Source organism: Mycobacterium hippophais (assembly GCF_027529605.1).
Classification (GTDB): domain Bacteria; phylum Actinomycetota; class Actinomycetes; order Mycobacteriales; family Mycobacteriaceae; genus Mycobacterium; species Mycobacterium arseniciresistens.
In genome coordinates this window covers 585,115-607,689 of record NZ_JAPZPY010000002.1, presented here as the reverse complement: position 1 = coordinate 607,689, position 22,575 = coordinate 585,115, and the positions used below count along the sequence as shown (strand labels likewise).

At 68.0% G+C, this 22,575-nt stretch carries 20 protein-coding genes; 7 read left to right on the top strand and 13 right to left on the bottom strand.

The features are described from left to right. Positions 1 to 156 precede the first annotated feature (156 nt). The 3 genes from O6P37_RS08525 to O6P37_RS08515 all read right to left on the bottom strand — a co-directional run bounded on the left by O6P37_RS08525 (position 157) and on the right by O6P37_RS08515 (position 3,092). Positions 157 to 651 carry a methylated-DNA--[protein]-cysteine S-methyltransferase gene (locus O6P37_RS08525; protein WP_269893631.1) on the bottom strand — a complete coding sequence of 165 codons (495 nt, stop codon included), beginning with the start codon at positions 649 to 651 and terminating at the stop codon, positions 157 to 159. After that, the gene (locus O6P37_RS08520) at positions 648 to 2,138 is read right to left on the bottom strand and encodes a DNA-3-methyladenine glycosylase 2 family protein (RefSeq protein ID WP_269893630.1); all 1,491 of its coding nucleotides are present in this window, start codon (positions 2,136 to 2,138) and stop codon (positions 648 to 650) included. Before O6P37_RS08520 ends, O6P37_RS08525 begins: the two co-directional genes overlap by 4 nt. Positions 2,139 to 2,222: 84 nt before the next feature. Beyond that, the gene (locus O6P37_RS08515; protein WP_269893629.1) at positions 2,223 to 3,092 is read right to left on the bottom strand and encodes a helix-turn-helix transcriptional regulator; all 870 of its coding nucleotides are present in this window, start codon (positions 3,090 to 3,092) and stop codon (positions 2,223 to 2,225) included. A 186-nt stretch (positions 3,093 to 3,278) separates the two neighbouring features. On the opposite strand from O6P37_RS08515, the gene O6P37_RS08510 reads away from it, so the two are divergent. Beyond that, on the top strand, positions 3,279 to 3,449 hold the full coding sequence (locus tag O6P37_RS08510; protein WP_269893628.1) for a hypothetical protein: 171 nt from the start codon (positions 3,279 to 3,281) through the stop codon (positions 3,447 to 3,449). Continuing rightward, a complete protein-coding gene (locus tag O6P37_RS08505) occupies positions 3,449 to 4,729 on the top strand; it encodes a lipase family protein (RefSeq protein ID WP_408633134.1) in 1,281 nt (426 codons plus the stop codon). Before O6P37_RS08510 ends, O6P37_RS08505 begins: the two co-directional genes overlap by 1 nt. A 23-nt stretch (positions 4,730 to 4,752) precedes the next feature. Here the strand turns inward: O6P37_RS08505 and O6P37_RS08500 are convergent, their stop codons facing one another. The 7 genes from O6P37_RS08500 to O6P37_RS08470 all read right to left on the bottom strand — a co-directional run bounded on the left by O6P37_RS08500 (position 4,753) and on the right by O6P37_RS08470 (position 13,907). Next, on the bottom strand, positions 4,753 to 6,759 hold the full coding sequence (locus O6P37_RS08500) for a fatty acid desaturase (protein WP_269893626.1): 2,007 nt from the start codon (positions 6,757 to 6,759) through the stop codon (positions 4,753 to 4,755). 123 nt (positions 6,760 to 6,882) lie between these two features. Next, positions 6,883 to 8,133, bottom strand: a complete 1,251-nt coding sequence (locus O6P37_RS08495) for a PucR family transcriptional regulator (RefSeq protein WP_269893625.1) — start codon at positions 8,131 to 8,133, stop codon at positions 6,883 to 6,885. A 62-nt stretch (positions 8,134 to 8,195) separates the two neighbouring features. Continuing rightward, positions 8,196 to 8,501, bottom strand: coding sequence for a hypothetical protein (locus O6P37_RS08490; protein ID WP_269893624.1), 306 nt, complete (start codon positions 8,499 to 8,501; stop codon positions 8,196 to 8,198). Between the two features lie 2 nt (positions 8,502 to 8,503). Next, on the bottom strand, positions 8,504 to 9,160 hold the full coding sequence (locus O6P37_RS08485) for a DJ-1/PfpI family protein (RefSeq protein ID WP_269893623.1): 657 nt from the start codon (positions 9,158 to 9,160) through the stop codon (positions 8,504 to 8,506). Between the two features lie 107 nt (positions 9,161 to 9,267). Next, positions 9,268 to 10,329, bottom strand: a complete 1,062-nt coding sequence (locus O6P37_RS08480; protein WP_269893622.1) for a M48 family metallopeptidase — start codon at positions 10,327 to 10,329, stop codon at positions 9,268 to 9,270. A gap of 89 nt (positions 10,330 to 10,418) precedes the next feature. Further along, positions 10,419 to 12,242: a fatty acyl-AMP ligase gene (locus O6P37_RS08475; RefSeq protein WP_269893621.1), complete on the bottom strand. Its 1,824-nt coding sequence runs from the start codon at positions 12,240 to 12,242 to the stop codon at positions 10,419 to 10,421. Between the two features lie 60 nt (positions 12,243 to 12,302). After that, positions 12,303 to 13,907, bottom strand: a complete 1,605-nt coding sequence (locus O6P37_RS08470; RefSeq protein ID WP_269893620.1) for an adenylate/guanylate cyclase domain-containing protein — start codon at positions 13,905 to 13,907, stop codon at positions 12,303 to 12,305. A 49-nt stretch (positions 13,908 to 13,956) separates the two neighbouring features. Between O6P37_RS08470 and nucS the strand changes: the two genes are divergently transcribed. Together nucS and O6P37_RS08460 are read left to right on the top strand one after the other, a co-directional pair. Continuing rightward, on the top strand, positions 13,957 to 14,628 hold the full coding sequence (gene nucS / locus O6P37_RS08465) for an endonuclease NucS (protein ID WP_264013357.1): 672 nt from the start codon (positions 13,957 to 13,959) through the stop codon (positions 14,626 to 14,628). Between the two features lie 18 nt (positions 14,629 to 14,646). Continuing rightward, positions 14,647 to 14,943, top strand: coding sequence for a hypothetical protein (locus tag O6P37_RS08460; protein ID WP_269893619.1), 297 nt, complete (start codon positions 14,647 to 14,649; stop codon positions 14,941 to 14,943). Between the two features lie 6 nt (positions 14,944 to 14,949). On the opposite strand, the gene mce is transcribed toward O6P37_RS08460, so the two are convergent. Further along, the gene (gene mce, locus O6P37_RS08455; RefSeq protein ID WP_269893618.1) at positions 14,950 to 15,426 is read right to left on the bottom strand and encodes a methylmalonyl-CoA epimerase; all 477 of its coding nucleotides are present in this window, start codon (positions 15,424 to 15,426) and stop codon (positions 14,950 to 14,952) included. A gap of 92 nt (positions 15,427 to 15,518) precedes the next feature. On the opposite strand from mce, the gene O6P37_RS08450 reads away from it, so the two are divergent. The 3 genes from O6P37_RS08450 (at position 15,519) to O6P37_RS08440 (ending at position 18,080) form a co-directional block, all read left to right on the top strand. Beyond that, on the top strand, positions 15,519 to 16,697 hold the full coding sequence (locus O6P37_RS08450) for an acetyl-CoA C-acetyltransferase (RefSeq protein WP_269893617.1): 1,179 nt from the start codon (positions 15,519 to 15,521) through the stop codon (positions 16,695 to 16,697). A gap of 68 nt (positions 16,698 to 16,765) precedes the next feature. Beyond that, the gene (locus tag O6P37_RS08445) at positions 16,766 to 17,161 is read left to right on the top strand and encodes a DUF3817 domain-containing protein (protein ID WP_269893616.1); all 396 of its coding nucleotides are present in this window, start codon (positions 16,766 to 16,768) and stop codon (positions 17,159 to 17,161) included. Between the two features lie 13 nt (positions 17,162 to 17,174). Next, a complete protein-coding gene (locus tag O6P37_RS08440) occupies positions 17,175 to 18,080 on the top strand; it encodes a tetratricopeptide repeat protein (RefSeq protein ID WP_269893615.1) in 906 nt (301 codons plus the stop codon). Here O6P37_RS08440 and glgB read toward each other — a convergent pair. Continuing rightward, positions 18,074 to 20,323 (bottom strand): 1,4-alpha-glucan branching protein GlgB, encoded by a 2,250-nt coding sequence (gene glgB / locus O6P37_RS08435; RefSeq protein ID WP_269893614.1) that lies wholly within the window; start codon positions 20,321 to 20,323, stop codon positions 18,074 to 18,076. The genes O6P37_RS08440 and glgB overlap by 7 nt on opposite strands. A gap of 8 nt (positions 20,324 to 20,331) precedes the next feature. Then, positions 20,332 to 22,419, bottom strand: a complete 2,088-nt coding sequence (locus tag O6P37_RS08430; RefSeq protein ID WP_269893613.1) for an alpha-1,4-glucan--maltose-1-phosphate maltosyltransferase — start codon at positions 22,417 to 22,419, stop codon at positions 20,332 to 20,334. Positions 22,420 to 22,575: the final 156 nt, after the last annotated feature.

Genomic DNA, 22,575 nt, shown 5'->3' with positions numbered 1-22,575 from the left:
ACCAGCGCCGATGATACTACCCCTCCGGGTGGAAAAGTAGGACACCGCCGAACACACATTAAGTCCCCGGCCCTCCGATTTCGATCGGGGGGCCGGGGCATTTGTGTTTCTGGATACCGAAACAGCTGTTCGGCAATTGCCGCTATAATCGCAGAGTTATTCGAACAATGCCGGCACGGCGCGACGCTTTTCCAGATCGAGCAGGGCCCTTTTCTTGGCGAGTCCGCCGCCATATCCGGTGAGGCTGCCATTCGAACCGATGACACGGTGACAGGGCACGATGATGCCGACCGGATTGTGTCCATTGGCCAGGCCGACCGCCCGGAATGCGCCCGGTGAGCCGATCTCGCGCGCGATTTCTCCGTAGGTTCTGGTTTCCCCATACGGAATGGTCAGCAGCGCTTCCCAGACATGCCGCTGAAACGCCGTCCCGACCAGATCGAGATCGAGGTCGAAGTCGATGCGATCCCCGGCGAAGTAGGCCTCGAGCTGGCCGACCGCATCGGGAAAGGCTTCGTCGTCGATCTCCCAGCCGTTTCTGTCGGGTTCGTAGGTCTGGTCGACCATGCGTAGATGCCGGAGTCGTCCATCGACGCCGGCGAGGGTCAGCAGGCCGACGGGACTGTCCACGGTGCGGAAACGCACGGTCATGATGCCTTCTCCTTCGGGGGCCACTGGTTGACGGCGTGGTCGAGTGACGTCCACAGGTGCTGGGTGGCGTATGCGCGCCATGGCCGCCAGCGGCTGCTGTATTCAATGAGGGGCTTCGGATCGCCGGGCAGACCCAGCTTCTCCGCCGCCAGACGGACGCCGAGGTCGCTGGCCGGGAAGGCGTCGGGATCGCCGAGGCCGCGCATCGCGATCACCTCGGCGGTCCACGGCCCGATCCCCGGGAGGGCGAGCAGTGCCTCGCGGGCAAGGACCCAGTCGCAACCCGCGTCGAGCGTGACGGCGCCCTCGGCGAGGGCGTTGACCATGCCGAGCAGCGACCGTCGTCGCGCCGTCGGGAACGCCATGTGCGCCGGGTCGAGATCGGCCAGGTCATCGACGCCGGGGAACACGTGGGTCAGGCCGCCGCCCGGGTCTTCCACCGTCCTGCCGTGCCGGGCGACGATACGGGCGGCGTGCGTACCGGCGGCCTTCACCGAGACCTGCTGACCGAGCACCACCCGGATGGCCAACTCCGCCTCGTCTACCGTGCGAGGGATGCGTTGTCCCGGTGCCTTCGCCACGAGCGCACGGAGCCGCTCGTCGGCGCTCAACGCATCGATCACCGCTTCAGGATCGGCATCGAGGTCGAGCAGTCGCCTGCAGCGGGCGATCGCCGTGGACAGGTCGCGCAGGTCATCGAGTACGAGATCGCACCGGACGTGGTCGGGATGCGGTGTGAGCGATACGATCCCGCAGCCCGACGGCAATCGCAGGGTGCGGCGGTAGGCGCCGTTGCGCACCTCCTCGACCCCCGGGATCGCGCTCGCCGCCAGATGCCCGAACAGTCCCTCGAAGGCGAACGGGGTGCGCACCGGTAGCCGCAGGGACATCGCACCGGGCGCTGCGGGCGTCCGGCCGAATCGTGCGCTCGCCCGCAGCCGCAGCGCCGTGGGCGTGAGGTCGCAGACGGCGCGGACGGTGTCGTTGAACTGTCGGATGCTGGCGAACCCAGCAGCGAAGGCGACATCGCTGAACGGCAGGTCCGTGGTCTCGATCAGGACGCGGGCGGTCTGGGTGCGCTGCGCCCTGGCAAGGGCCAGCGGATTGGCGCCGACCTCTGCCTGCAGGATGCGTTGCAGCTGACGGGTGGTGTAGCCGAGTCGTGCGGCGAGGCCGGTGACCCCGTCGCGGTCGACGGTGCCGTCGGCTATCAGCCGCATCGCCCGAGCCACCACGTCCCCGCGGACGTTCCACTCCGGTGACCCCGGTGAGGCGTCAGGACGACAACGCTTGCACGCGCGGAAGCCGGCGGCCTGCGCCGCGGCCGCGGTGGGGTAGAAGCGCATGTTGCGGGCGAACGGCGGACGCACCGGACAACTCGGCCGGCAGTAGATCCCGGTGGTCAGCACGGCGGTGACGAACCAGCCGTCGAAGCGGGCGTCCTTCGACTGCACCGCCCTCAGGCACCGCTCGAAATCCTCGTGCACATCTCGACTCTTACACGTCGCCACCGACATCACTGGCGGAAAACCGACATGGTCGTGGCGATGCGCGCAGGGTCCCAACGAGCATCAGGGGATCAGACCGAGCCGGCGTGCCATCACGACTGCACCATGCCGACTGCTCGCCCCCAACTTCGCTGATGCATTGCGGAGATACCCTTTCACTGTTTGCGTCCGCAACGACAGGTGTTCGGCTGCCTGCTGATTGGTGCAGCCGAGGCTGACCAGTGTCAGAACATCGATCTCGCGGGGGCTCAACGCGATCCGGGGGGCGTCGTGGTGGGCTTCGTCGAGGTGGTCATCGCTGACGGCTCGAAGAAGACTTTCGGCGACTTGCTTCAAACGGTGCTTGGACACCGGTGCGGTCGCAGCCGCCAGTTGTCTTAACTCGGCATAGACTGCCCGGATCTGTTCCGGGTCGGCGGTCGATGTCGCAGAGTTGGCCGCTACGGCAGCCTGCATCGCCAAGCGCGCATCCACCTCGTCGCGGACGCGGAGTTCGGTGGCAAGCCGGCCGGCAGCATCGACCATCATCTCGGCGGCTCGGCCGGCGATCGGTCCTCCGCCGCGGCTCGCGCCGTAGAGTACGGCCCGAGCAGTGCGGTTGACCATCACTGGAACTGCAAGCACGGAGCGAATGCCCTCAACCACGACCGGTGCATCGTAGTCATGCGTGATGCTCGAGGACCTGCGGTAGTCGGCGACCGACAACGGTCGGCCCGCGACCATGCTGGCCCCACCCAGGCCCGCCTTCGGTCGAATCAGCAGCCCCCGCAGCGCTGCAGTGCGAACTCCGACATGCTCGGTGAGCACCATCTCGCCGTCTCGTACTTCACCGGCGAAGAGGACAGGAACGCATCGCTCCGCAGCGAGGTATCGCATTTCGGCACGCAGCACGTCGCTGTCGCGCGCTCGAAACGGTGAAGCCCACGAGGACATGCCACCCTCCTTCGGGGGTAGTGCGGTTCAGCATCTGACCGACACCGTGTTGCGTATGAAGATGACCGCTGCTCGTCGCAGGGATGATGCGCTGCCCTCGGGTTTCGTCAGCAAATGCACCTGTGCCGGTGAATGCATGTGTGCGCGGGGTGCACGACGCAGCAGCAACGTAGAGGAGGCGCACGCTTGAAAGCGTACGAGGCGGGGCCGTCGACCGTGCCGATTCTCACCGAGACCGTGGGCGGCAATCTCGAGCGCACCGCAGCAGCGTCCTCCTGTGCGAATGCGCTCATCGTGGCCATGCAGGCCCACACGCGCTCGCAGCATGGCGATCTGCAATCCGGGACAGCAGCATGATGAAACGCAGGCGACGGGCGGTATTCGCCGTCGTCACCGCGGTCGGTCTGTTGTTCGCCTCCGTGGGCATTGCGCTCGCCGATGATCGCTTCGGCGACGGGTTCTATCTGCCGCCCGACCCGCTGACCGTGAGTCAGCCGGGCGACGTGATGCGCACGGAGCCATCGAGAATTCCCTATGCAGCCGACTTTCCTGCAGCGTTACCGGCGAAGACGACGCGGGTGATGTACCGCAGTACCGGTGCTCGGGGGAACCCGATCGCGGTGACCGGCACTCTTCTCGAACCCAAGGGGGATTGGCCAGGGCCGGGACCACGACCGCTTGTCGCCTTCGCGGTGGGCACTCACGGCCAGGGCGACCAGTGCGCGCCGTCACGCCTACTCAACTACTACCTGTACTGGAAGCGCGTGCTCGACGTGTTCCTCGAGTACGAGCTGCTGTTCGTTCAACGAATGATCAAACGCGGCTGGGCGGTGATGGTGACCGACTACGAAGGTTTCGGCACTCCGGCCGTTCACACCTACCTCAATCGGTTGTCCTCCGGCCAGACGCTGCTCGACGGTGCGCGCGCGGCCCTGAAGTTGCCCGCCACCTCCCTCGAGCCAAACGGTCCCGTCGCGCTGTGGGGATACTCGCAGGGCGGGCTGGCAGCCGGATCAGCCGCCGAACTGGCAGCCGCCTATGCTCCCGAACTCAATGTCGTGGGCACCTATTCAGGGGCGCCTCGTGCGGATCTGCCCACTCTGACGCCCTACCTCGACGGAGGGATGATCGTCGGCGTGATGGGCTACATGCTCAACGCCGTGATGGCCGCCTACCCCGAGTACAGCGACGCAGTTCATCAGTTGCTGACGCCCGACGGCGAGGACCTCGTCGCGAAGACTCAGAACCAATGTCTGGCCGAAACGATGGCGAACTTCGGCTTCCGGCATCTACACAGATACTTCAATGTCGATCTGCAGACACTCGCGATGACCGACCCCTTGAAGAGCTATTTCGCCCAGCAACGCCTCGGTTCGCAGAGACCCGACGCCCCTGTCCTCATCATCATCAACCGATTCGATCCGCTGGTGCCCTCTGTCGGCGCGAACCAACTCGGACGGGAGTGGTGTGCACAGGGCGCCGATGTCGAGTTCTTCTACAACGAACAACCACCCGTGTTCAACAAGCTGATCGTCAATCACGCGATGCCTATGGTCGTCGATGGACCTCGCGCGCTCGACTGGGTTGCCGACCGCTTCGCAGGGCACGCCAGCATGCCGAACTGTGGGCGGTTCTAGCGCAGACCCCGCGGACACGCCCCTCAGCCGTCGTAGTCGACTGCGACCGTCGGGGTGGTGGGACGGGACTGACATGTCAGGACGAAGCCGGCCTCGATCTCGGCGGTGTTGAGTGCGAAGTTCTGCTCCATCGACACCGCTCCTTTTGTCACCCTGGCTTTGCACGTGCCACACGCACCGCCAAGACACGCATACGGCGCGTCGATGTCGTTCTTCAGCGCGGACTCGAGGACGGTCTCACCCGCGGCGAGTTCGACGGTGTGATCCGCGCCGGACAGTGTGATGGTCACTTCAGAGTCGGCATGGTCATCGAGTTGTGGACGCCGGTCTGCGCCACGGAACAACTCCAGGTGTATCCGCTCCGTCGGCACCCCCTCCGACGCGAGGTCATCGCGCATCGTCGTGACGAGATCGCCAGGGCCGCACAGGAACCACCGGTCGATCGACGTGACGTCGCCGGCGAGCAGTCGTCGAACCATCGCCAGGTCGATGCGGCCGCGAAGTGAGGCGGGGTGGTGCGCATCGGCCGAGCGGACGTGGAAGATGCGCAACCGGTCGGCGTATCGGTCCTCCAGCTCATCGAGTTCAGCGGCGAACATGGTCGATTCGGCGGTTCGGTTGCCGTAGAAGAGGGTGAAGCGACTCTCGGTCTCGATTTCCATCGTGGTGCGCACGATCGACAGGATCGGTGTGATGCCGCTGCCGGCCGCGACCGCGACATTCTCCCGTCGAGCGAGCGGATCGAGGGGTGCGCCGAAGCTACCCGTTGGCGTCATCAGCTCCAAGACGTCGCCGGCGCGCAGTGATTCGACCGCGAACGTCGAGAACATCCCGCCGCCGATCTTCCGCACACCGATCGCCAGTTGGCCCGAGGTGGCCGAGGTGCAGATCGAGTAGTTCCGTCGCACCTCTTCTCCGGCGACGCGATGTTTGACGGTCAGGTGTTGGCCCGCCTGGAACCGGAACTGGTCGCGCAGGTGCTCGGGGACGTCGAAGGTGACCGCGACGCTGTCTGGCGTCAGCGGCTCGACGCTTCTGACAGCGATCGGGTGCGTGCCCGCATGGCGTGCCGCAGAGTTGCGCGGCATCCGGATCGGCAGCAGCGCAGCCAATTTACCGTTGAGGCGTTTCCACTCGTGGTACTGCGCGGAGTCGAGCTGCTGCCCGAACACGGTGCTGATCGCCGAATCTCGCTCGAGGTACGCGGCCTCGTTGCGGCGCCAGGCCGCCACGTAGCGATAGAACGGGATGGAGGGGTGCAGATGGTGGACCAGGTGATAGTTCTGCGACAGGAGCAGGGGAGTCAGGATCCACTCCGAGCCGACGCGGTTGCGCGTCGCGCGGTAGCGGTTCTCGCGTTGGGTGTCTTCCAGGTCGTGGTGGGGTAGCCAGTCGAACCACCACGCCAGCACGAACATCGCCACCCGTTCGGGAATCAGGTAGATCACCGCGAGCGCCCACAGCTGCCCGGCGTAGGCGGCCGCCACGATCACCGTCACCGAGAAGGTCATCAGGGCAACGGTTTCGACGATCTCAGCGCGCGGCCGCCTGCGCAGGTTGCGTACCAGGAAGCCGATGTAGGGCAGGTCCATCGCCGGGAAGCGGATGGGGAGCTGCCACCAGGGCGCGGCGCTGACGAAGTGGTCGGGATCGGACGCGCCGTCGTTGGTGTTGCGGTGATGCTCGATGTGGATGAACGCGAACGCCTTGAAGGAGATCAGCGGCGAGACGAAGAACATCGCCACCCGGCCGAACACGACGTTGACCCAGCGGTGCGAGCTGATCGAGTAATGCGAGGCGTCGTGCAGCACGGTGAACAGCACGAAGATCGCCACGGCGCTTGCTGCGATGGTCGCGACCGCGGGCAGGGCGTCGGTGAGGGCAGCCCAGGTCGACGCGCCGAAGAGTGCAATCGCGAAGGTGAAGATGCCGACGATCGGCCAGGACAGCGTCGGAACCTGCTCGCCCGGATTCGGCAAGGCGTGCTGCGAGGCCGCCGGGGTTCGGGGGTTTTGAGCCGTGGGCAACATCGGAGTCCTCCGCGCTTCGGGATGAGATGCCTCGAAAGCTACAAACCGCGGGCATCAGGCAACAAGGCCCTCACAGCCCTCTCCGGTGTGCTGCGAGCACATCCTCGCTGCGCTCGGGCGCGATCAGTGCGGCGACGATTCGCGCAGCACAGAGGCCCCCAGCACGTCACACACGAGCAGAGCGGCGTGCAACTCGGCGATCTCGGCCGTCGCCGGCCGGCCCCTGCGCTCCTCGGCGCGACGCACCCGTTGCAGGACCGTGTTCCGGTGAATTCCGAGCCTGCCCGCCGCGGTCACGAGACTTCCCTGCGCGTCGAGAACCGCCAGGAGCGCGGCGCGCTCGCCGCGCTCCTTGGCGCCGTCTCGTGCGAGATCGCCGAGCTGAGCGGCGACGAAGGCCCTGGCCGCGTCCAGGTCGCGCGAGATGGCGTCCACCAGTGCGACTTCGCCGAACTCCGTGATCGACGGTGCCGCCCGCCCCGACAGCTCGACGACTCTGCGAGTGCGCAGGGCCTCGAGATGGGAAGTGCGAAAGCCGGCAGTCCCTGGATGGGGCGAGCCCACCGCGATGTGAACTCTCGCACTTCCGCCGGGTGAATCCTCCGCCACGCCTGCCGCCGACGTCCCCGCGCTGCCGGTGACCGACACCCATCCCCACACTCCGAGCGGGCCGTCCGCCACGACGAGCGTGTGCGCCGATCCGAGTGACCGGCCGACCTGCCTGGCGAGCCCCTCGAGGTCGACGCCGCGGTCCTCGACCCAGCACACGAAACCGATCTGCCGACCGGTGAGCCGGTGGCCGAGAACGCGTTCGGCCCGAGCACTGTCGACACGTTCTCCGGCGAGCAGTGCCCGCACGACATCCGCGCGCTCGGCTCTCACCTGATTCTGGCGCCGGTCGAGCTCGGCGACGTACTCGGCGGCCACCAGACTGGAGATGCGGTCGATGTATCCGAACGCGAACAGCTCGAGATCGGCGAACGTCCTCAGCGCAGCAGCAGGGTCGTCGATCGTGCCGGGAAGCGAGTCGGCGAGCTTTTCGGTGAAGTACTCATGGCCCAACCGGTAGAACCGCAACATCACATCCACGCTGTGCCCTCGTGATGCCATGGCTCGCGCATGTTCCAGCGCCGTCACCGGCGCCTCCGCGGCCGCCACGTCGATGCCGTGACGGAACATCGACAGCGCCGCTTCGAGATTCGACGAGCACGAGCCCAGGGTCAGGCCGCGCAGCTCGGCATCCTCGCCGACCTCCGGTATCCGCTCGACCAGGTACATGAGCATGTCGTCGGCCAGGCTGGACACATCCGCCAGCAGGAACGCAGCGATACCGCGTCCCACGACCGCGCCGCGGGCCGGCTCCAGCGCGTCCATGTCTGCACACTAACGCCGACCGAACTGCGACAGCCGGCCGTTCACGAACGCCGCAGCGGGTCTCAGCGGCGGCGCACGCCCGACACCGCCGACCGTGGTAACCGACCCGCCCGCGAATGTCCCGTGAACCCGTCGCCGTCGACGAGCACGTCGAAGGCGAGGTTGAGTCGCATCGGTCTGGTCACCGTCTGCCGCCAGCTGACCTGCCGGCCGTCGTCGGCGACGACGATGTCGGTCACCTGCACGGTCTCGTGCCTGCCTGCGGCGCTGCCGGTGATCACGCCGTCCCGGTCGGCGAAGCTGTACACGATCTGCAGCGATCCCACCGGCGTCTTGATGGTGACGTCCCAGTCGCCCACGATGTCCACGCTCAGACGGCCTTCGGTTCGCGTCCGGTGTCGGTCCACACTGTGCCGCGGCGCTCGTAGGCGAACATCTGCTCGACGGCCAGCGGGATGCGGGGACCGTAACTGCGGTCGAGCAGGTGCAGCGCCAGGTCGAGGCCGGAGGTCACCCCGCCGGCGGTGACGAGGTCACCGTCGTCGACCACCCGGGCATGCACCGGTACCGCACCGGTGGCCTCGAGCACATCGACACCGAGGTGGTGGGTGTTGGCATGGCGACCGTCGATCAGGCCGGCCATGGCAAGTGCGAGCGACCCGCCGCAGACGGTCGCCACGGTGATGTCGGGATTCTCCATCGCCCGGCGCATCAACGGCACCGCTTCGGTCTCGCCGAACCGGGCGAGCAGGACCGGGATCGTCTCGGCGCCCTCGTCGGGATCGCCTTCCAGCGGGCCGGACGCGCCGGGCACGATCACGAAGCCGGGCTTGGCCGGATCGAGCTGGGCGGTGGCCTGCAACGTCAGGCCGCGCGAACCGCTGACCACCGGCCGCGACCCGTCGGCGGACACCAGCACGACGTCGAGATCACCGCCGGCATAGTCACTTCCGGCCACCAGCACCTCATAGGGCGCGATGACGTCGAGGGGGTCGAATCCGTCGAACAACACGATCTGTGCATGCATGGCTGCCATCTTCGAGGTCCGCTGAACGCCGGGAAAGGCACCGCGAGGCCAGGACACGCCGGGAAATTGCCAGCCGACGGGCCGAACCGCGCTGAGGGTCGCCGCGGCTAGCTCTCGGCGGGCCCGCCGTTCGCCCGTCGCCAGCCGGCCACCTTGCGGCCGAACGAATCAGCGGCGTTGGTGGCGACCCGTCCGACCCCGTCGACGACGCCGGACACTCCATCCCGGAGGCCACGGACCAGCGGGTCCTCGGACTGGTCGAACCCGTCCCGATAGGTGCGCGCGGCCGCACCGACATCGTCACTCCACGAGGCGGACTCGTCCTCGGCGCGCCGCGGGTAGTCGCCGCCGAGCACTGCGCCGTAGCCGCCGGAGTCCACCCACTGGGTCAACGCGGCCGCCCGCAGCACCGAGAAAGGATGGGTCCGCAACTCCAGGTTGAGCAGCTTGAGCAGGCCGTCGCGCATGTCACCGGTGCGGTCGTACTCGCGGGCCTGGGCGAGGAACGCCTGCGAGTCCATCTTGTCGAGCCGGCCGCCGCCGGCCAACTTCAGCTGGACCCGGATCGCGGCATCGAAGTCCTGGCTGCACAGCAGGCCGGCCCGGTCGCCCGACATCTCCGATTTGCGTTGCCATTCCATGAGTGCCGCCACGATCGCCCGCAGTGCCCAGCCGCCGATCGGGATGAACCCGAACGACGATGCCAGCCGCATCAGGTGCATGAGCATGGTGCGGTACACGGCGTGCCCGCTGAGCGCGTGGCCGAGTTCGTGTCCGATGATGAAGCGCATCTCCTCGGCGCTCATCAGGTCGTACATCCCCGAGGTGATCACGATGAAGGGCTGGTCCATGCCGATCGTGTAGGCGTTCACCGTCGGTGACTGCAGCACGAAGAGTTCCGGTTCGACGGGCGCGTCGAGCACGGCGACGCAGTCCTCGAGCAGCGCGTCGAGGTCGGCGAACTGGCGCGGACCGACCCTGGCGGCGCTGGCCAGGTACAGCAGCCGGTGCTGGCGCTCACGAAGCATGCCGGACAACACCTTCAGGATCTGGTCGAAACCCTTGAGCCGGCGCAGTGCGGTGAGTGCGATGCGGTCGGCGGGGTGTTCCCAGGCGCGTGAGCTGATGCCCGGGAACGGGCGTCGTGTCAGCACAGGTGTCTCGGTCATCGGCCGCCCTTCTCGTCTGTCAGTTCACGCTAGGACATCCGGTGCAGGGTCCGGCGCACCAATTCGGCGCACGGTAAGGCCACTCGTGCTCAGGCGGTGGGCCTGGTCGTGAAGCCACCCGACAGGTACTCGCTGCGGCAGGCGCGGCGGGCCAGCTTTCCGCTCGTGGTGCGGGGAATGACCCCGGCCTGCACGAAGCGCACGTCGGCGACGGTCACTTGGTGGCGGCGCGCGACCGCGTCGCCGATCGCGGTGATCTCCGGCGCCGGGTCGGCACGCCGCGTGCCCGAAGCGCGTTCGGCGACGATCACCAGCCTCTCACCGGGCGTGCGGAACGCCGCGGCGTAACCCCGTCGCACCATGGGAGACGCCTCTGCGGCGGTGTGTTCGATGTCCTGCGGGTAGTGCTGCCTGCCGTCGATGACGATCAGGTCGGCCAGCCGGCCCGTGACGTACAACTCCCCGTCGAGGTGCACCCCGAGGTCCCCGGTGCGCAGCCATCCCGCCGCGGCCGGGACGCCGTCGGCATGGCTGCCGGATTCGAGCCGTGACGCGAGCGCGGCGTCGAAGGCGTGGCTCGATTCCTCTGGGCGCCGCCAGTAGCGCCGAGCGATGTTGTTGCCGCGCAGCCAGATCTCGCCGATGTGCCCGTCGGCCAGTTCGGCACCCGTGGCTGGATCGGCGATCACCGCCCACTGGCTGCGCGCCACCTGGCCGCAGGACACCTGCGGAACGGTTCCGTCGGGGTCGGCCCCTGCGTTCGCTGTCGTCCGCACCGCCCTGCCCTCGGCGAGCAGCTTGCGGTCGAAGTGCACCAGCTCCGCACGCGCCGACGGAGCGATGGTCGACACGAACAGCGTCGCCTCGGCGATGCCGTACGACGGCTTGATCGCCTGCGGCGGTAGCCCGTAGGGCGCGAAGGCCGCCTCGAAGGCGCGGATCGCCTCGATGCTCACCGGCTCGGAGCCGATGATCATCACGACGTTGCTCAGGTCGACGTCCTCGCCGGCGTCGGGCAGGCCGCGCTGCGCGGTGTACTCATAGGCGATGTTGTGGGCGGCGGTGACGACCCGTCCGCGCCGCGAACCGTCCGAGAGTGCCCTGATCCACCGCTGCGGCCTGCGGATGAAGGCGGTGGGGGACAACAGCGTCGAATGGCCGCCGTACACGGCCGGGAAGCCGATCATCGACAGTCCCATGTCGTGATAGAGCGGTAACCAGCTGACCCCGTGGGTGTTGCGGTCCAGCAGGTCGATGGACAGGATCATCTGCAGCAGGTTGGTGCCGACGTTGCGGTGGGTGATCTCGATGCCGACGGGTGACCGCGTCGATCCGGAGCTGTACTGCAGGTGCGACACGTCGTCGATGTCGAGCGTGACCGGGCTGAAGGCGTCGCCCGCGCAATCGGGCACCTCGTCGACGACCACGATCTCCACCACCCGCCCGAAGTCGCGCTGCGCCAGATAGTCGCGGACCCCTTCTGCGGCGGAGGCGGTGGTGAGCACCGCCGACGGTCGCGCGTCGCGCATGGCGACGTCGAGGCGCTCGGCGTGACCCTGCAGCTCCGGGGCGAACAACGGCACGGCGATCATCCCCGCCTTGACGGCGGCGAAGAAGCCGGCGATGTAGTCGAGACCCTGCGGGGCCAGCACCGCCACCCGGTCACCGCGCGCGGCGATGCGCTGCAGGGTCGCGCCGATCGCCCGCAGCCGGCGGCCGAGCTGCGACCACGTCAGCTCGACGGCGTGCCCGTCGGCCGCGCCGGTGTGGTCGAGGTAGCGGTATGCGACCTCGTCGCCGACGCCTGTGATGTTGCGTTCGATCAGCGAGATCAGGTTCACCCCGGGCGGCAGCACGATGCCGCCGCCGGCGTCCAGGCAGTCCTCGATCTGCAGCAGGCCCTCGGTCGTCATGCCACCGAGTGTAGTAAGCGTTACGCGCAGTACCACTAACCTGCGGGACGGTGTGACGGATCAGACGGGCAGGGCAAGCCGGGTGGGCTCGTCGTGGCCGCGCAGCGTCACCGTGTCACCCATTGACCAGTGCTCCCGTTCGTCGTCGGTGGCGTTGGACACCGCATCGGACGACGCCACCAGCCGGGCGTCGGTGTCCTTCGCGAGCTCACACAACCGCGCGGCCTCGTTGACCGGTTCGCCGATCACGGTGTACTCGAAGCGTTCCCTGGCGCCGACGTTGCCCGCCACCACCTCGCCCGCCGCCACGCCGATGCCGGCCTGGCATTCCGGCACCTCGTCACACAGCCGCCGGGCGATGGCGCGCGCGGCCGCCAGGGCCTCGTCCTCGGCGTTCTCGAGGGCGACGGGGACCCCGAACACCGCGAGCGCGGCGTCGCCCTCGAATTTGTTGACGAAGCCGTGATGGCGGTCCACCTCTTCGACGATCACCGCGAAGAACCGGTTGAGCAGTTCCACCACCTCGACGGCCGGCCGAGCGGTGACCAGTTGCGTCGAGCCGATGATGTCGACGAAAACGACTGCGGCATGGCGTTCTTCACCGCCGAGCTTGATCTTCTGCTGCTCGGCGGCCAGCGCCACCTCGCGGCCGACGTGCCTGCCGAACAGGTCGCGCACGCGTTCGCGTTCGCGCAGTCCGTGCACCATCGAGTTGAAGCCGCGCTGCAGCTCACCGAGTTCGGTGCCGTCGAAGACGACCAGTTCACAGTCGAGGTCACCCTCCTCGACATGCTTGAGCGCGGATCGCACGACGCGCACGGGCGTCGCGATGAGCCAGGCCAACAACCACATCAGGATCATCCCGAACAACAGGGCGACCACCGCAATGATCATCACGGCCACGGCGAACTGAGTCGCGGTGAGATTCTGCAGCGAGACCGAGAACACCGCGAGCAGCAGGATGCCCAGGACGGGCACTCCCGAGCCGAGCAACCAGACGGTCATCGTCCGGCCCATCACCCCGTGCGTCAGCCGCCGCGGTGGTCGGCCCGCCTCGAGCGCCTCGGCGGCGACCGGCCGCAGGGCGAACTCGGTGATCATGTAGCAGGCGGTGGCCACCACGATGCCGGGGAAGCCCACCGCGAACAGGAAGCGGGGGATGAAGGCGGAGTTCTGCAGGCCGTAGAGCAGCGTGAACAGGGCGGTGCCGACGCCCCAGAGCAGAAGGAGCTTCTTGGCCACCCGCCATGGAGCGGCGAAGACGTTCTGTTGGTCGGTCTTGGTGGGTGGACGCTCCTCGATCGACCACCGCAGCGAGCCGACGGTGCGTGAGGTGATCCACGCGGTGCCGAGGAGCAGCGCAACGAGCATGTATGCCGGGACGACACCCCAGGTCAGCCAGGCCGGTGCGTCGGTGAAGACGCTGGGAACCGGGATGGCGACGGCATTGAGCAGCAGTGACACCCCGATGCCGAGGATGTTGGTGAACAGCAGGAAGAACGTCAGGATGACCTGGATGCGGATGCGCCTGCGGTGCTGGCTCTCCGAGGGCTTGCCGAGCAGCCAGGAGCCGTAGTCCGGCGTGCCGGCGAGCCGGCCGCTCTGACGGGTGACCGCCTCCAACACCTTGCCCAGCCGCTGTGGCACGCTCGTCTTGGTGGTCATCGTGATGTCAGAGTAATTCGCAGCCGCCCGAGACCCTAAGGTTGTCGACGTGCGACTCGTGATCGCCCAGTGCACCGTCGACTACGTCGGCCGCCTCACCGCCCATCTGCCGTCGGCCCGCCGGCTGCTGCTGGTCAAGGCCGACGGGTCGGTGAGCGTGCATGCCGACGACCGGGCCTACAAGCCCTTGAACTGGATGAGCCCGCCGTGCCGGCTCGTCGAGGACACCGACGGGCCGCTGCCGGTGTGGGTGGTGGAGAACAAGGCGGGCGAGCAACTGCGCATCACCGTCGAGGCGGTGGAGCACGACTCCAGCCACGACCTCGGCATCGACCCGGGGCTGGTCAAGGACGGGGTCGAGGCGCACCTGCAGAAGCTGCTGGCCGAACACGTCGAACTGCTCGGCGTGGGGTACACCCTGGTGCGCCGCGAGTACATGACCGCCATCGGCCCGGTCGACCTGCTGTGCCGCGATGAGACCGGCCGCTCGGTCGCCGTCGAGATCAAACGGCGCGGCGAGATCGACGGTGTCGAGCAGCTCACCCGCTACCTGGACCTGCTCAACCGGGACTCGCTGCTGGCCCCGGTCAGCGGGGTGTTCGCCGCCCAGCAGATCAAGCCGCAAGCCCGTACTCTCGCCGTTGATCGCGGAATTCGCTGCGTCACACTGGATTACGATCAGATGCGCGGGATGGACAGCGACGAGTACCGGCTGTTCTGAGCCCGTAGACTCGGCGGCATGCCCAGGCGCCGGACTCCGCCGAGGCAGCCGCGTCCGCTGCCATCGTCCCTCGCCGCGCGGCGGGTCGAGACGGGACCGGACGGCTTCGACTACGAGGTGCGGCCGATCGCCGGGTCACGCGCCACCAAGGTCTATCGGTGCCCCGGCTGTGATCACGAGATCAGGGTCGGGACAGCGCATCTGGTGGTGTGGCCGGCGGACACAGGGGAGTCTGCGGTCGATGACCGCAGGCACTGGCACACGCCGTGCTGGGCGAACCGGGCCCACCGGGGCCCGACGCGACGCTGGTCGTGACCGACGTCAGTGTTCGGCGTCCGCCGCGGGCTCGACGAGTTCGATCAGCACCCCGCCACCGTCCTTGGGGTGGATGAAGTTGATCCGCGAGTTCGACGTTCCGCGTCGCGGCACGTCGTAGAGCAACCGCACGCCCTGCTCGGTCAGCCGCTCGGTCAGCGCGTCGATGTCGCTGACCCGGTAGGCGAACTGCTGCAGCCCCGGGCCGCGCTTGTCCAGGAACTTGGCGATGGTCGACGACTCGTCGAGGGGGGCCATCAGCTGGATCTGGGTGCTGCCGACCGGAGCGCCGCGCACAGACAGCATCGCCTCGCGGATGCCCTGCTCCTCGTTGACCTCTTCGTGCAGCACGATCATGCCGAGATGGTCGTGATACCACTTGATCGCGGCGTCGAGATCCGGCACTGCGATGCCCACGTGGTCGATAGCCGTGACCAGGGCCGTGGCGAGGACTGGACGGGCGTCAACTTGATCGGCGGTCATAACGTAAAGGTAACCTAAGGGCCTCGGTTTCGATACTGACGGTCTAGTGGATAGCCTCGTCGGAGCCGCTTTAAACCGTGATGGAGGTTGGTATGACGACGTCGGTGATCGTTGCTGGAGCCCGCACACCGGTAGGCAGGCTGATGGGTTCGCTGAAGGACTTCTCGGGCAGCGATCTGGGGGCCGTCGCCATCAAGTCCGCGCTCGAGAAGTCGGGCGTCGCCCCGTCGGCCGTCGAGTACGTGATCATGGGCCAGGTGCTGACCGCGGGCGCCGGGCAGATGCCGGCCCGTCAGGCCGCAGTGGCCGCAGGCATCCCGTGGGACGTGCCGGCGTTGACCATCAACAAGATGTGCCTCTCGGGCATCGACGCGATCGCCCTGGCCGACCAGCTGATCCGCGCGGGGGAGTTCGACGTGGTGGTGGCCGGCGGCCAGGAGTCGATGAGCCAGGCGCCGCACCTCCTGGTGAACAGCCGGGCCGGATACAAGTACGGCGACGTCACCGCGGTCGACCACATGGCCTACGACGGCCTGCACGACGTGTTCACCGACCAGCCGATGGGCGCGCTCACCGAGCAGCGCAACGACGTCGACCAGTTCACCCGCGCCGAGCAGGACGAGTACGCGGCGCAGTCCCATCAGCGGGCGGCCGCGGCGTGGAAGGACGGGGTGTACGCCGACGAGGTGGTGCCGGTGTCGATCCCGCAGCGCAAGGGCGATCCGATCGAGTTCACCGAGGACGAGGGCATCCGGGCCAACACCACCGCAGAGTCGCTGGCCGGGCTCAAGCCGGCGTTCCGCAAGGACGGCACCATCACCGCGGGATCGGCGTCGCAGATCTCCGACGGCGCCTGCGCCGTTGTCGTGATGAACAAGGCCAAGGCCGAGGAGCTGGGATTGAGCTGGCTCGCCGAGATCGGCGCCCACGGCGTGGTCGCCGGACCCGATTCCACGCTGCAGAGCCAGCCGGCCAACGCCGTCAAGAAGGCGATCGCCAAGGAGGGCATCACCGCCGACCAGCTCGACGTGATCGAACTGAACGAGGCCTTCGCGGCGGTCGCTCTGGCCTCCACCAAGGAACTCGGCGTCGATCAGGAGAAGGTCAACACCAACGGTGGGGCCATCGCGATCGGCCATCCGATCGGGATGTCCGGCGCCCGCATCACCCTGCACGCGGCGCTGGAACTCCAGCGCACCGGCGGGAAGTACGCGGTGGCCGCGCTGTGCGGCGCGGGCGGACAGGGCGACGCCCTGATCCTGCGCCGCTGAGGTTGCGCGACCGCCGGGCGGCACCGCGCTACGACGAGGCGTAGTAGCTGGCTCGCCGATCGGGCACAATGGCGGCCATGACACGTGCTTTCGATCTGCGTTCGGTGGCCGGGTGGCTGCGCCTCGTCGGTCTGCTGGAGGCGGTGAGCTGGGTCGGTCTGCTGGTCGGGATGTACTTCAAGTACGTCGGAAGCCCCAGCACCGAGATCGGCGTGAAGATCTTCGGGCCCATCCACGGCGGCGTCTTCATCGGGTTCGTCGTGGCAGCGGTGGCCGCCGGTGTGGCGTTCCGGTGGGGCGTCACCACATGGTTGCTGGCGTTGCTGGCGAGCGTCGTGCCACTGGCCACTGTGATCTTCCTCATATGGGCCGACCGGACCGGTCGGATGGGGCCCGCCGCCGCGTCCGTGCCTGCGTCGGCGACGATCTCGCAACCGGGCCGGACGGCACCGGAAACGACGTGACAGACTTGGTCGCGTGACTCGTCCACGACCTTCAGTCGGGCCCGCACTGGCCGGTGCGGTTGACCTTTCGGCGCTCAAGCAGCGCGCCGCCGCACCCAGCGAAGCGACCGCGCCCGGTGGTCAGGGTGGCGCACACGTCACCGAGGTCACCGAGGCCAACCTCGAAGCCGAGGTGCTGGTCCGGTCCGGCCAGGCGCCCGTCGTGGTACTGCTCTGGACGCCGCGCAGCGACGCCAGCGTGGCGCTCGGCGAGGCCCTCGCGGCGCTCGCGGCCGACGACGGCGGCAAGTGGTCGCTGGCGCTGGTGAACGTCGACACCACCCCGCGGGTGGCGCAGATGTTCGGTGTGCAGGCGGTGCCCACCGTCGTCGCGCTCGCCGGCGGACAGCCGATCTCGAGCTTCCAGGGCGCCCAGCCCGCGGAGCAGTTACGCGGCTGGATCGACTCGCTGCTCGAGGCGACCGCCGGGAAGCTCTCCGGCACAGGCGATCCCGAACAGCCCGAGCAGGTCGACCCCGCGGTCGCGCAGGCTCGCGAGCACCTCGACGCCGGTGACTTCGACGCCGCACTCTCGGCCTACCAGGCGATCCTGGCCGCCACTCCGAACCACCCGGAGGCCAAGGGCGCGGTGCGCCAGATCGTGTTCCTGCAGCGCGCCACCGCTCACGATCCCGACGCGGTGACGGCGGCCGACGCCGCTCCCGACGACATCGACGCCGCGTTCGCCGCGGCCGACGTCCAGATCATGCAGCAGCAGGTCGAACCCGCATTCGACCGGCTGATCGCACTGGTCAAGCGCACCGCCGGCGACGACCGCACGAAGGTCCGCACGCGGCTGATCGAACTGTTCGACCTGTTCGACGCCGCCGACCCCGAGGTGATCGCCGGCCGCCGCAAGCTGGCCAACGCGCTCTACTGAGCGTCTCCGCGCTCGAGACCGGGTTGCTCGTACTCGAACCACAGCGCGGCCAGCGGCGGCAGCACCATCATCGCGGACGCGGGCCGGCCGTGCCAGGGATCGTCGGTGGCCTCGACCGCGCCGAAGTTGCCGATGCCCGAACCGTGGTAGACGTCGGCGTCGGTGTTGAGCACCTCGCGCCAGGTCCCGGTGTGCGGCAGCCCGAGGCGGTAGCGCGAGTGCTCGGATCCGGAGAAGTTGAACACGCACGCCATCACCGAGCCGTCGTCGCCGTAGCGCAGGAAGCTCAGGACGTTGTTCGCCGAGTCGTTGGCGTCGATCCAGGAGTAGCCCTCCGGCGTGGTGTCGCGCGACCACAGCGCCCGGCGGCTGCCGTAGATGCCATTCATGTCGCGCATCATCCGCAGGATCCCGTCGGAGAAGCCCTGCTCGTCGAGCTGCCACCAGTCCACGCCGCGTTCCTCGGACCATTCGGCACGCTGACCGAACTCCTGGCCCATGAACAGCAACTGCTTACCCGGATGCGCCCACTGGTAGGCCAGCAGGCCGCGGATTCCCGCCGCCTTGGCGTGGTCGTCGCCGGGCATCCGGCCCCACAGCGTGCCCTTGCCGTGCACGACCTCGTCGTGGCTGATCGGCAGGACGAAATTCTCGCTGAACGCGTAGATCATCGAGAAGGTGATCTCGTGGTGGTGATAACTGCGGTGGATCGGGTCGCGGCTGATGAACGCCAACGTGTCGTTCATCCAGCCCATGTTCCACTTCATCGAGAAGCCGAGGCCGCCGAGGTTCGTCGGCCGGGTGACGCCGGGCCATGACGTGGACTCCTCGGCGATCGTGACGATGCCGGGGGCGACCTTGTGCACCGTGGCGTTCATCTCCTGCAGGAACTGCACCGCCTCGAGGTTCTCCCGGCCGCCGTAGATGTTGGGCGTCCAGCCCCCTTCGGGGCGCGAGTAATCCAGGTAGAGCATCGACGCCACGGCGTCCACCCGCAGCCCGTCGACGTGGTACTCCTGCAGCCAGTACAGCGCGTTGGCCACCAGGAAGTTGCGCACCTCGGACCGGCCGAAGTCGAAAACGTAGGTGCCCCAGTCCAACTGCTCACCACGATGCGGATCGGCGTGCTCGTAGAGCGCGGTGCCGTCGAACCGGCCGAGCGCCCAGGCGTCCTTCGGGAAGTGCGCGGGCACCCAGTCCACGATCACGCCGATGCCGGCCTGGTGCAGCGAGTCGACGAGGTGCCGGAATTCGTCGGGACTGCCGAAGCGCGAGGACGGCGCGTAGTACGACGTCACCTGGTAACCCCAGGAGCCGCCGAACGGATGCTCGGCGACGGGCAGCATCTCGACGTGGGTGAAGCCCTGTTCGACGACGTACTGCGTGAGCTGCTCGGCGAGTTCGGTGTAGCTCAGGCCCGGCCGCCACGAGCCGAGGTGCACCTCGTAGGTGCTCATCGGCTCGAACACCGGATTGCGCAGCGCGCGCCGGGTCATCCAGTCCTCGTCGCCCCACGTGTAGCGACTCTCCGTGACACGTGACGCCCGCTGCGGGGGCACCTCGGTGGCGAAGGCCATCGGGTCGGCCCGCTCGGTCACCACCCCGTCGGCCCCGTGCACCCGGAACTTGTACAGCCCGTCGGCGGGGAAGTCCGGCCAGAACAGTTCCCACACGCCCGTCGAACCCAGCACCCGCATCTGCGCCTCGGTGCCGCTCCAGTGGTTGAATTCGCCGATTACACTGACGCCCTTGGCATTCGGCGCCCACACCGCGAACGAGACACCCTCGACCACGCCGTCGGCGGTGGTGAAGCTGCGCGGATGCGCCCCGAGCACCTCCCACAGTCGCTCGTGGCGGCCCTCGGAGAACAGGTGCAGGTCCACCTCGCCGAGTGTCGGCAGGAACCGGTAGGCGTCGGCGGTGCGGTGCACGTGCGGCGTCTCGCCGCCGTGGTCGTAGCTGACCTCGAGCCGGTAGTCGACGAGCCCGGTGAAGGGCAGCGCCACCGCGAACAGGCCGCTCTCGATGTGGGAGAACACGTGCCGCTCGCCGCCGACGACCGCGGCCACCTCGAGGGCGTGCGGCCGGTAGGCACGCAGCACCGTGTGGTCGTCGTACTCGTGCGCGCCGAGCACCGAGTGCGGGTCGTGGTGTTCGCCGGACAGCAGGCGGTTCAGGTCGGCGGTGTGTGGCCGCAGATGCGGACTGGTGACCTCGTTGGTCAGGTCGGTGGCCTTAGCCATGGTGTCGATCACTCCCTACGAAGCAGGTTGAGTCGTTGTTCGGCCGGTATCTGGGGCATGTTGAACACGTGTGCCACCGCCTTGGCGGGATCGAGGCGCACGTAGTTCGACTGGCCCCACTGGTATTCCTCGCCGCTGATCTCGTCGCGCACCCAGAAGCGGTCGTAAGGTTGCATTCCCAATGCGGCCATGTCCAACCACACGGTGGCCTCCTCGGGCCCGAACGGGTTGAGCGTGATCACCACCAGCACCTGGTCACCGGTGACCGGGTCGAACTTGCTGTAGGCCATGACCGCGTCGTTGTCCGGGTAGTGGAACGCGATGGTGCGCAGCTCGTGCAGCGCCGGATGCACCCGGCGGATCTCGTTGAGCCTGGTGATGAACGGCTCCAGCGACTCGCCGTCGGCCAGGGCCGCTTCGAAGTCGCGGGGCCGCAGCTCGTATTTCTCGGAGTTCAGGTACTCCTCGCTGCCCTCGCGGACCGCGCGGTGTTCGAACAGCTCGAACCCCGAGTAGACGCCCCAGGTGGAGCTCATCGTCGCCGCCAGCACCGCGCGGATGGCGAACATGCCGGGGCCGCCGTGCTGCAGGCTCTCGTGCAGGATGTCGGGCGTGTTCACCCACAGGCTCTGCCTGCAGTAGTCAGCGTGTTCGGCGATCTGCTGGCCGAACTCGGTGAGCTCCCACTTCGCGGTGCGCCAGGTGAAGTAGGTGTAGGACTGCGTGTACCCCAGCTTGGCCAGGCCGAGCAGCCGCGCGGGCCGGGTGAACGCCTCGGCCAGGAACAGCACGTCGGGATCCTCGCGCTTGACCTCGCCGATCAGCCACGCCCAGAAGTTCGGTGGCTTGGTGTGCGGGTTGTCGACGCGGAACACCTTGACGCCGTGTGACACCCAATACCGCACCACCCGCAGCACTTCCCGGTACAAACCGGCCGGGTCGTTGTCGAAGTTCAGCGGATAGATGTCCTGGTACTTCTTCGGCGGGTTCTCCGCGTAGGCGATGGTCCCGTCGGGCAGCACGGTGAACCACTCGGGGTGGTCGCGTGCCCACGGGTGGTCGGGGGCGCACTGCAGCGCGAGGTCGAGTGCCACCTCGAGGCCTTCGTCGCGCGCCGCGGCGACGAAGTGGTCGAAGTCCTCGATGGTGCCGAGGTCGGGATGCACGGCGTCGTGGCCGCCCTCGTCGCTGCCGATCGCCCACGGCGACCCCACGTCGTCCGGCGCCGCCGTCACGCTGTTGTTGCGGCCCTTGCGGTGCACCTTGCCGATCGGGTGGATCGGTGGCAGGTAGACGATGTCGAAACCCATCCGGGCCACCCTTGGGAGTGCCTTGGTGGCGGTGGCGAACGTCCCGTGCACCGGGTGGCCCTGGTTGTCCCAGCCGCCGGTGGAGCGCGGGAAGAGCTCGTACCAGGAGCTGAAGCGCGCCAGCGGCCGGTCCACCCACACGCCGTATTGCTCACCGCGGGTGACCAATTCGCGCAGCGGATACTCCGCCAGCATCTCCGTCAGTTCGGGCGCCAGCGCCGCGCCGGCGCGGGTGAACGGGTCGCCCGGCTCACGCAGCCGGGCCGCGGCCTCGGCCAGCGGATACCGGTGCTGGCGCGGCACCCCCGTGGCGGCGCGGTCCAGCAGCTTGGCGCCGACCAACAGGTCGTTGTTCAATTCCGACTCACTTTGGCCCGCGTCGAGCTTGGCGGTGACCGCCTTACGCCACGTCGCGATCGGGTCGCCCCAGCCGTCCACTCGGTACGTCCACAGCCCGACCCGGTCGGGCACGAACTGCCCGTGGAACACGTCGGGCGTGCGTCCGGTCGACATCGGCAGCGCCTGTGGCCGCACCTTGGCCTGCGGGTTGACGACCTCCTGGATCGGGACGGGTTCGCTCGGGCTCACAGCCACCGCCGGCGCCTCGGCGAGGTCGGGGTAGTTGGTGCCGTGATAGCGCACCACCAGGGTCGCCGCCACCGCGTCATGGCCTTCGCGCCACACCGTGGCCCGGACCGGAACCACCTCACCGACGACCGCCTTGGCCGGATACCTGCCGTTTGACACGACGGGCGCGACGTCATCGATACCGATACGACCGGCCACCCACCTGCTCCTCACACTGGCGCGGCCACCGGGACCGCGGATGTTCGAGATCGAGGTACGAGAAAGCTCGTACGAACGCCGCGGTGGTCTGATGCCGACACCGCGAAGTCCCTGAGCGCCCTATACCCACCGTAGTGTCCGGCCCAATCAAACGAG

Excerpts from the sequence above, each read along its gene's own strand:
- O6P37_RS08485 (WP_269893623.1), bottom strand. The coding sequence starts at position 9,160 with ATGCATGCACAGATCGTGTTGTTCGACGGATTCGACCCCCTCGACGTC.
- O6P37_RS08480 (WP_269893622.1), bottom strand. The coding sequence starts at position 10,329 with ATGACCGAGACACCTGTGCTGACACGACGCCCGTTCCCGGGCATCAGC.
- O6P37_RS08450 (WP_269893617.1), top strand. The coding sequence starts at position 15,519 with ATGACGACGTCGGTGATCGTTGCTGGAGCCCGCACACCGGTAGGCAGG.
- O6P37_RS08475 (WP_269893621.1), bottom strand. The coding sequence starts at position 12,242 with ATGACGACCGAGGGCCTGCTGCAGATCGAGGACTGCCTGGACGCCGGC.
- O6P37_RS08495 (WP_269893625.1), bottom strand. The coding sequence starts at position 8,133 with ATGGACGCGCTGGAGCCGGCCCGCGGCGCGGTCGTGGGACGCGGTATC.
- O6P37_RS08470 (WP_269893620.1), bottom strand. The coding sequence starts at position 13,907 with ATGACCACCAAGACGAGCGTGCCACAGCGGCTGGGCAAGGTGTTGGAG.
- glgB (WP_269893614.1), bottom strand. The coding sequence starts at position 20,323 with ATGGCTAAGGCCACCGACCTGACCAACGAGGTCACCAGTCCGCATCTG.
- O6P37_RS08505 (WP_408633134.1), top strand. The coding sequence starts at position 3,449 with ATGAAACGCAGGCGACGGGCGGTATTCGCCGTCGTCACCGCGGTCGGT.
- O6P37_RS08445 (WP_269893616.1), top strand. The coding sequence starts at position 16,766 with ATGGCGGCCATGACACGTGCTTTCGATCTGCGTTCGGTGGCCGGGTGG.
- mce (WP_269893618.1), bottom strand. The coding sequence starts at position 15,426 with ATGACCGCCGATCAAGTTGACGCCCGTCCAGTCCTCGCCACGGCCCTG.
- O6P37_RS08515 (WP_269893629.1), bottom strand. The coding sequence starts at position 3,092 with ATGTCCTCGTGGGCTTCACCGTTTCGAGCGCGCGACAGCGACGTGCTG.
- O6P37_RS08500 (WP_269893626.1), bottom strand. The coding sequence starts at position 6,759 with ATGTTGCCCACGGCTCAAAACCCCCGAACCCCGGCGGCCTCGCAGCAC.
- O6P37_RS08460 (WP_269893619.1), top strand. The coding sequence starts at position 14,647 with ATGCCCAGGCGCCGGACTCCGCCGAGGCAGCCGCGTCCGCTGCCATCG.
- O6P37_RS08525 (WP_269893631.1), bottom strand. The coding sequence starts at position 651 with ATGACCGTGCGTTTCCGCACCGTGGACAGTCCCGTCGGCCTGCTGACC.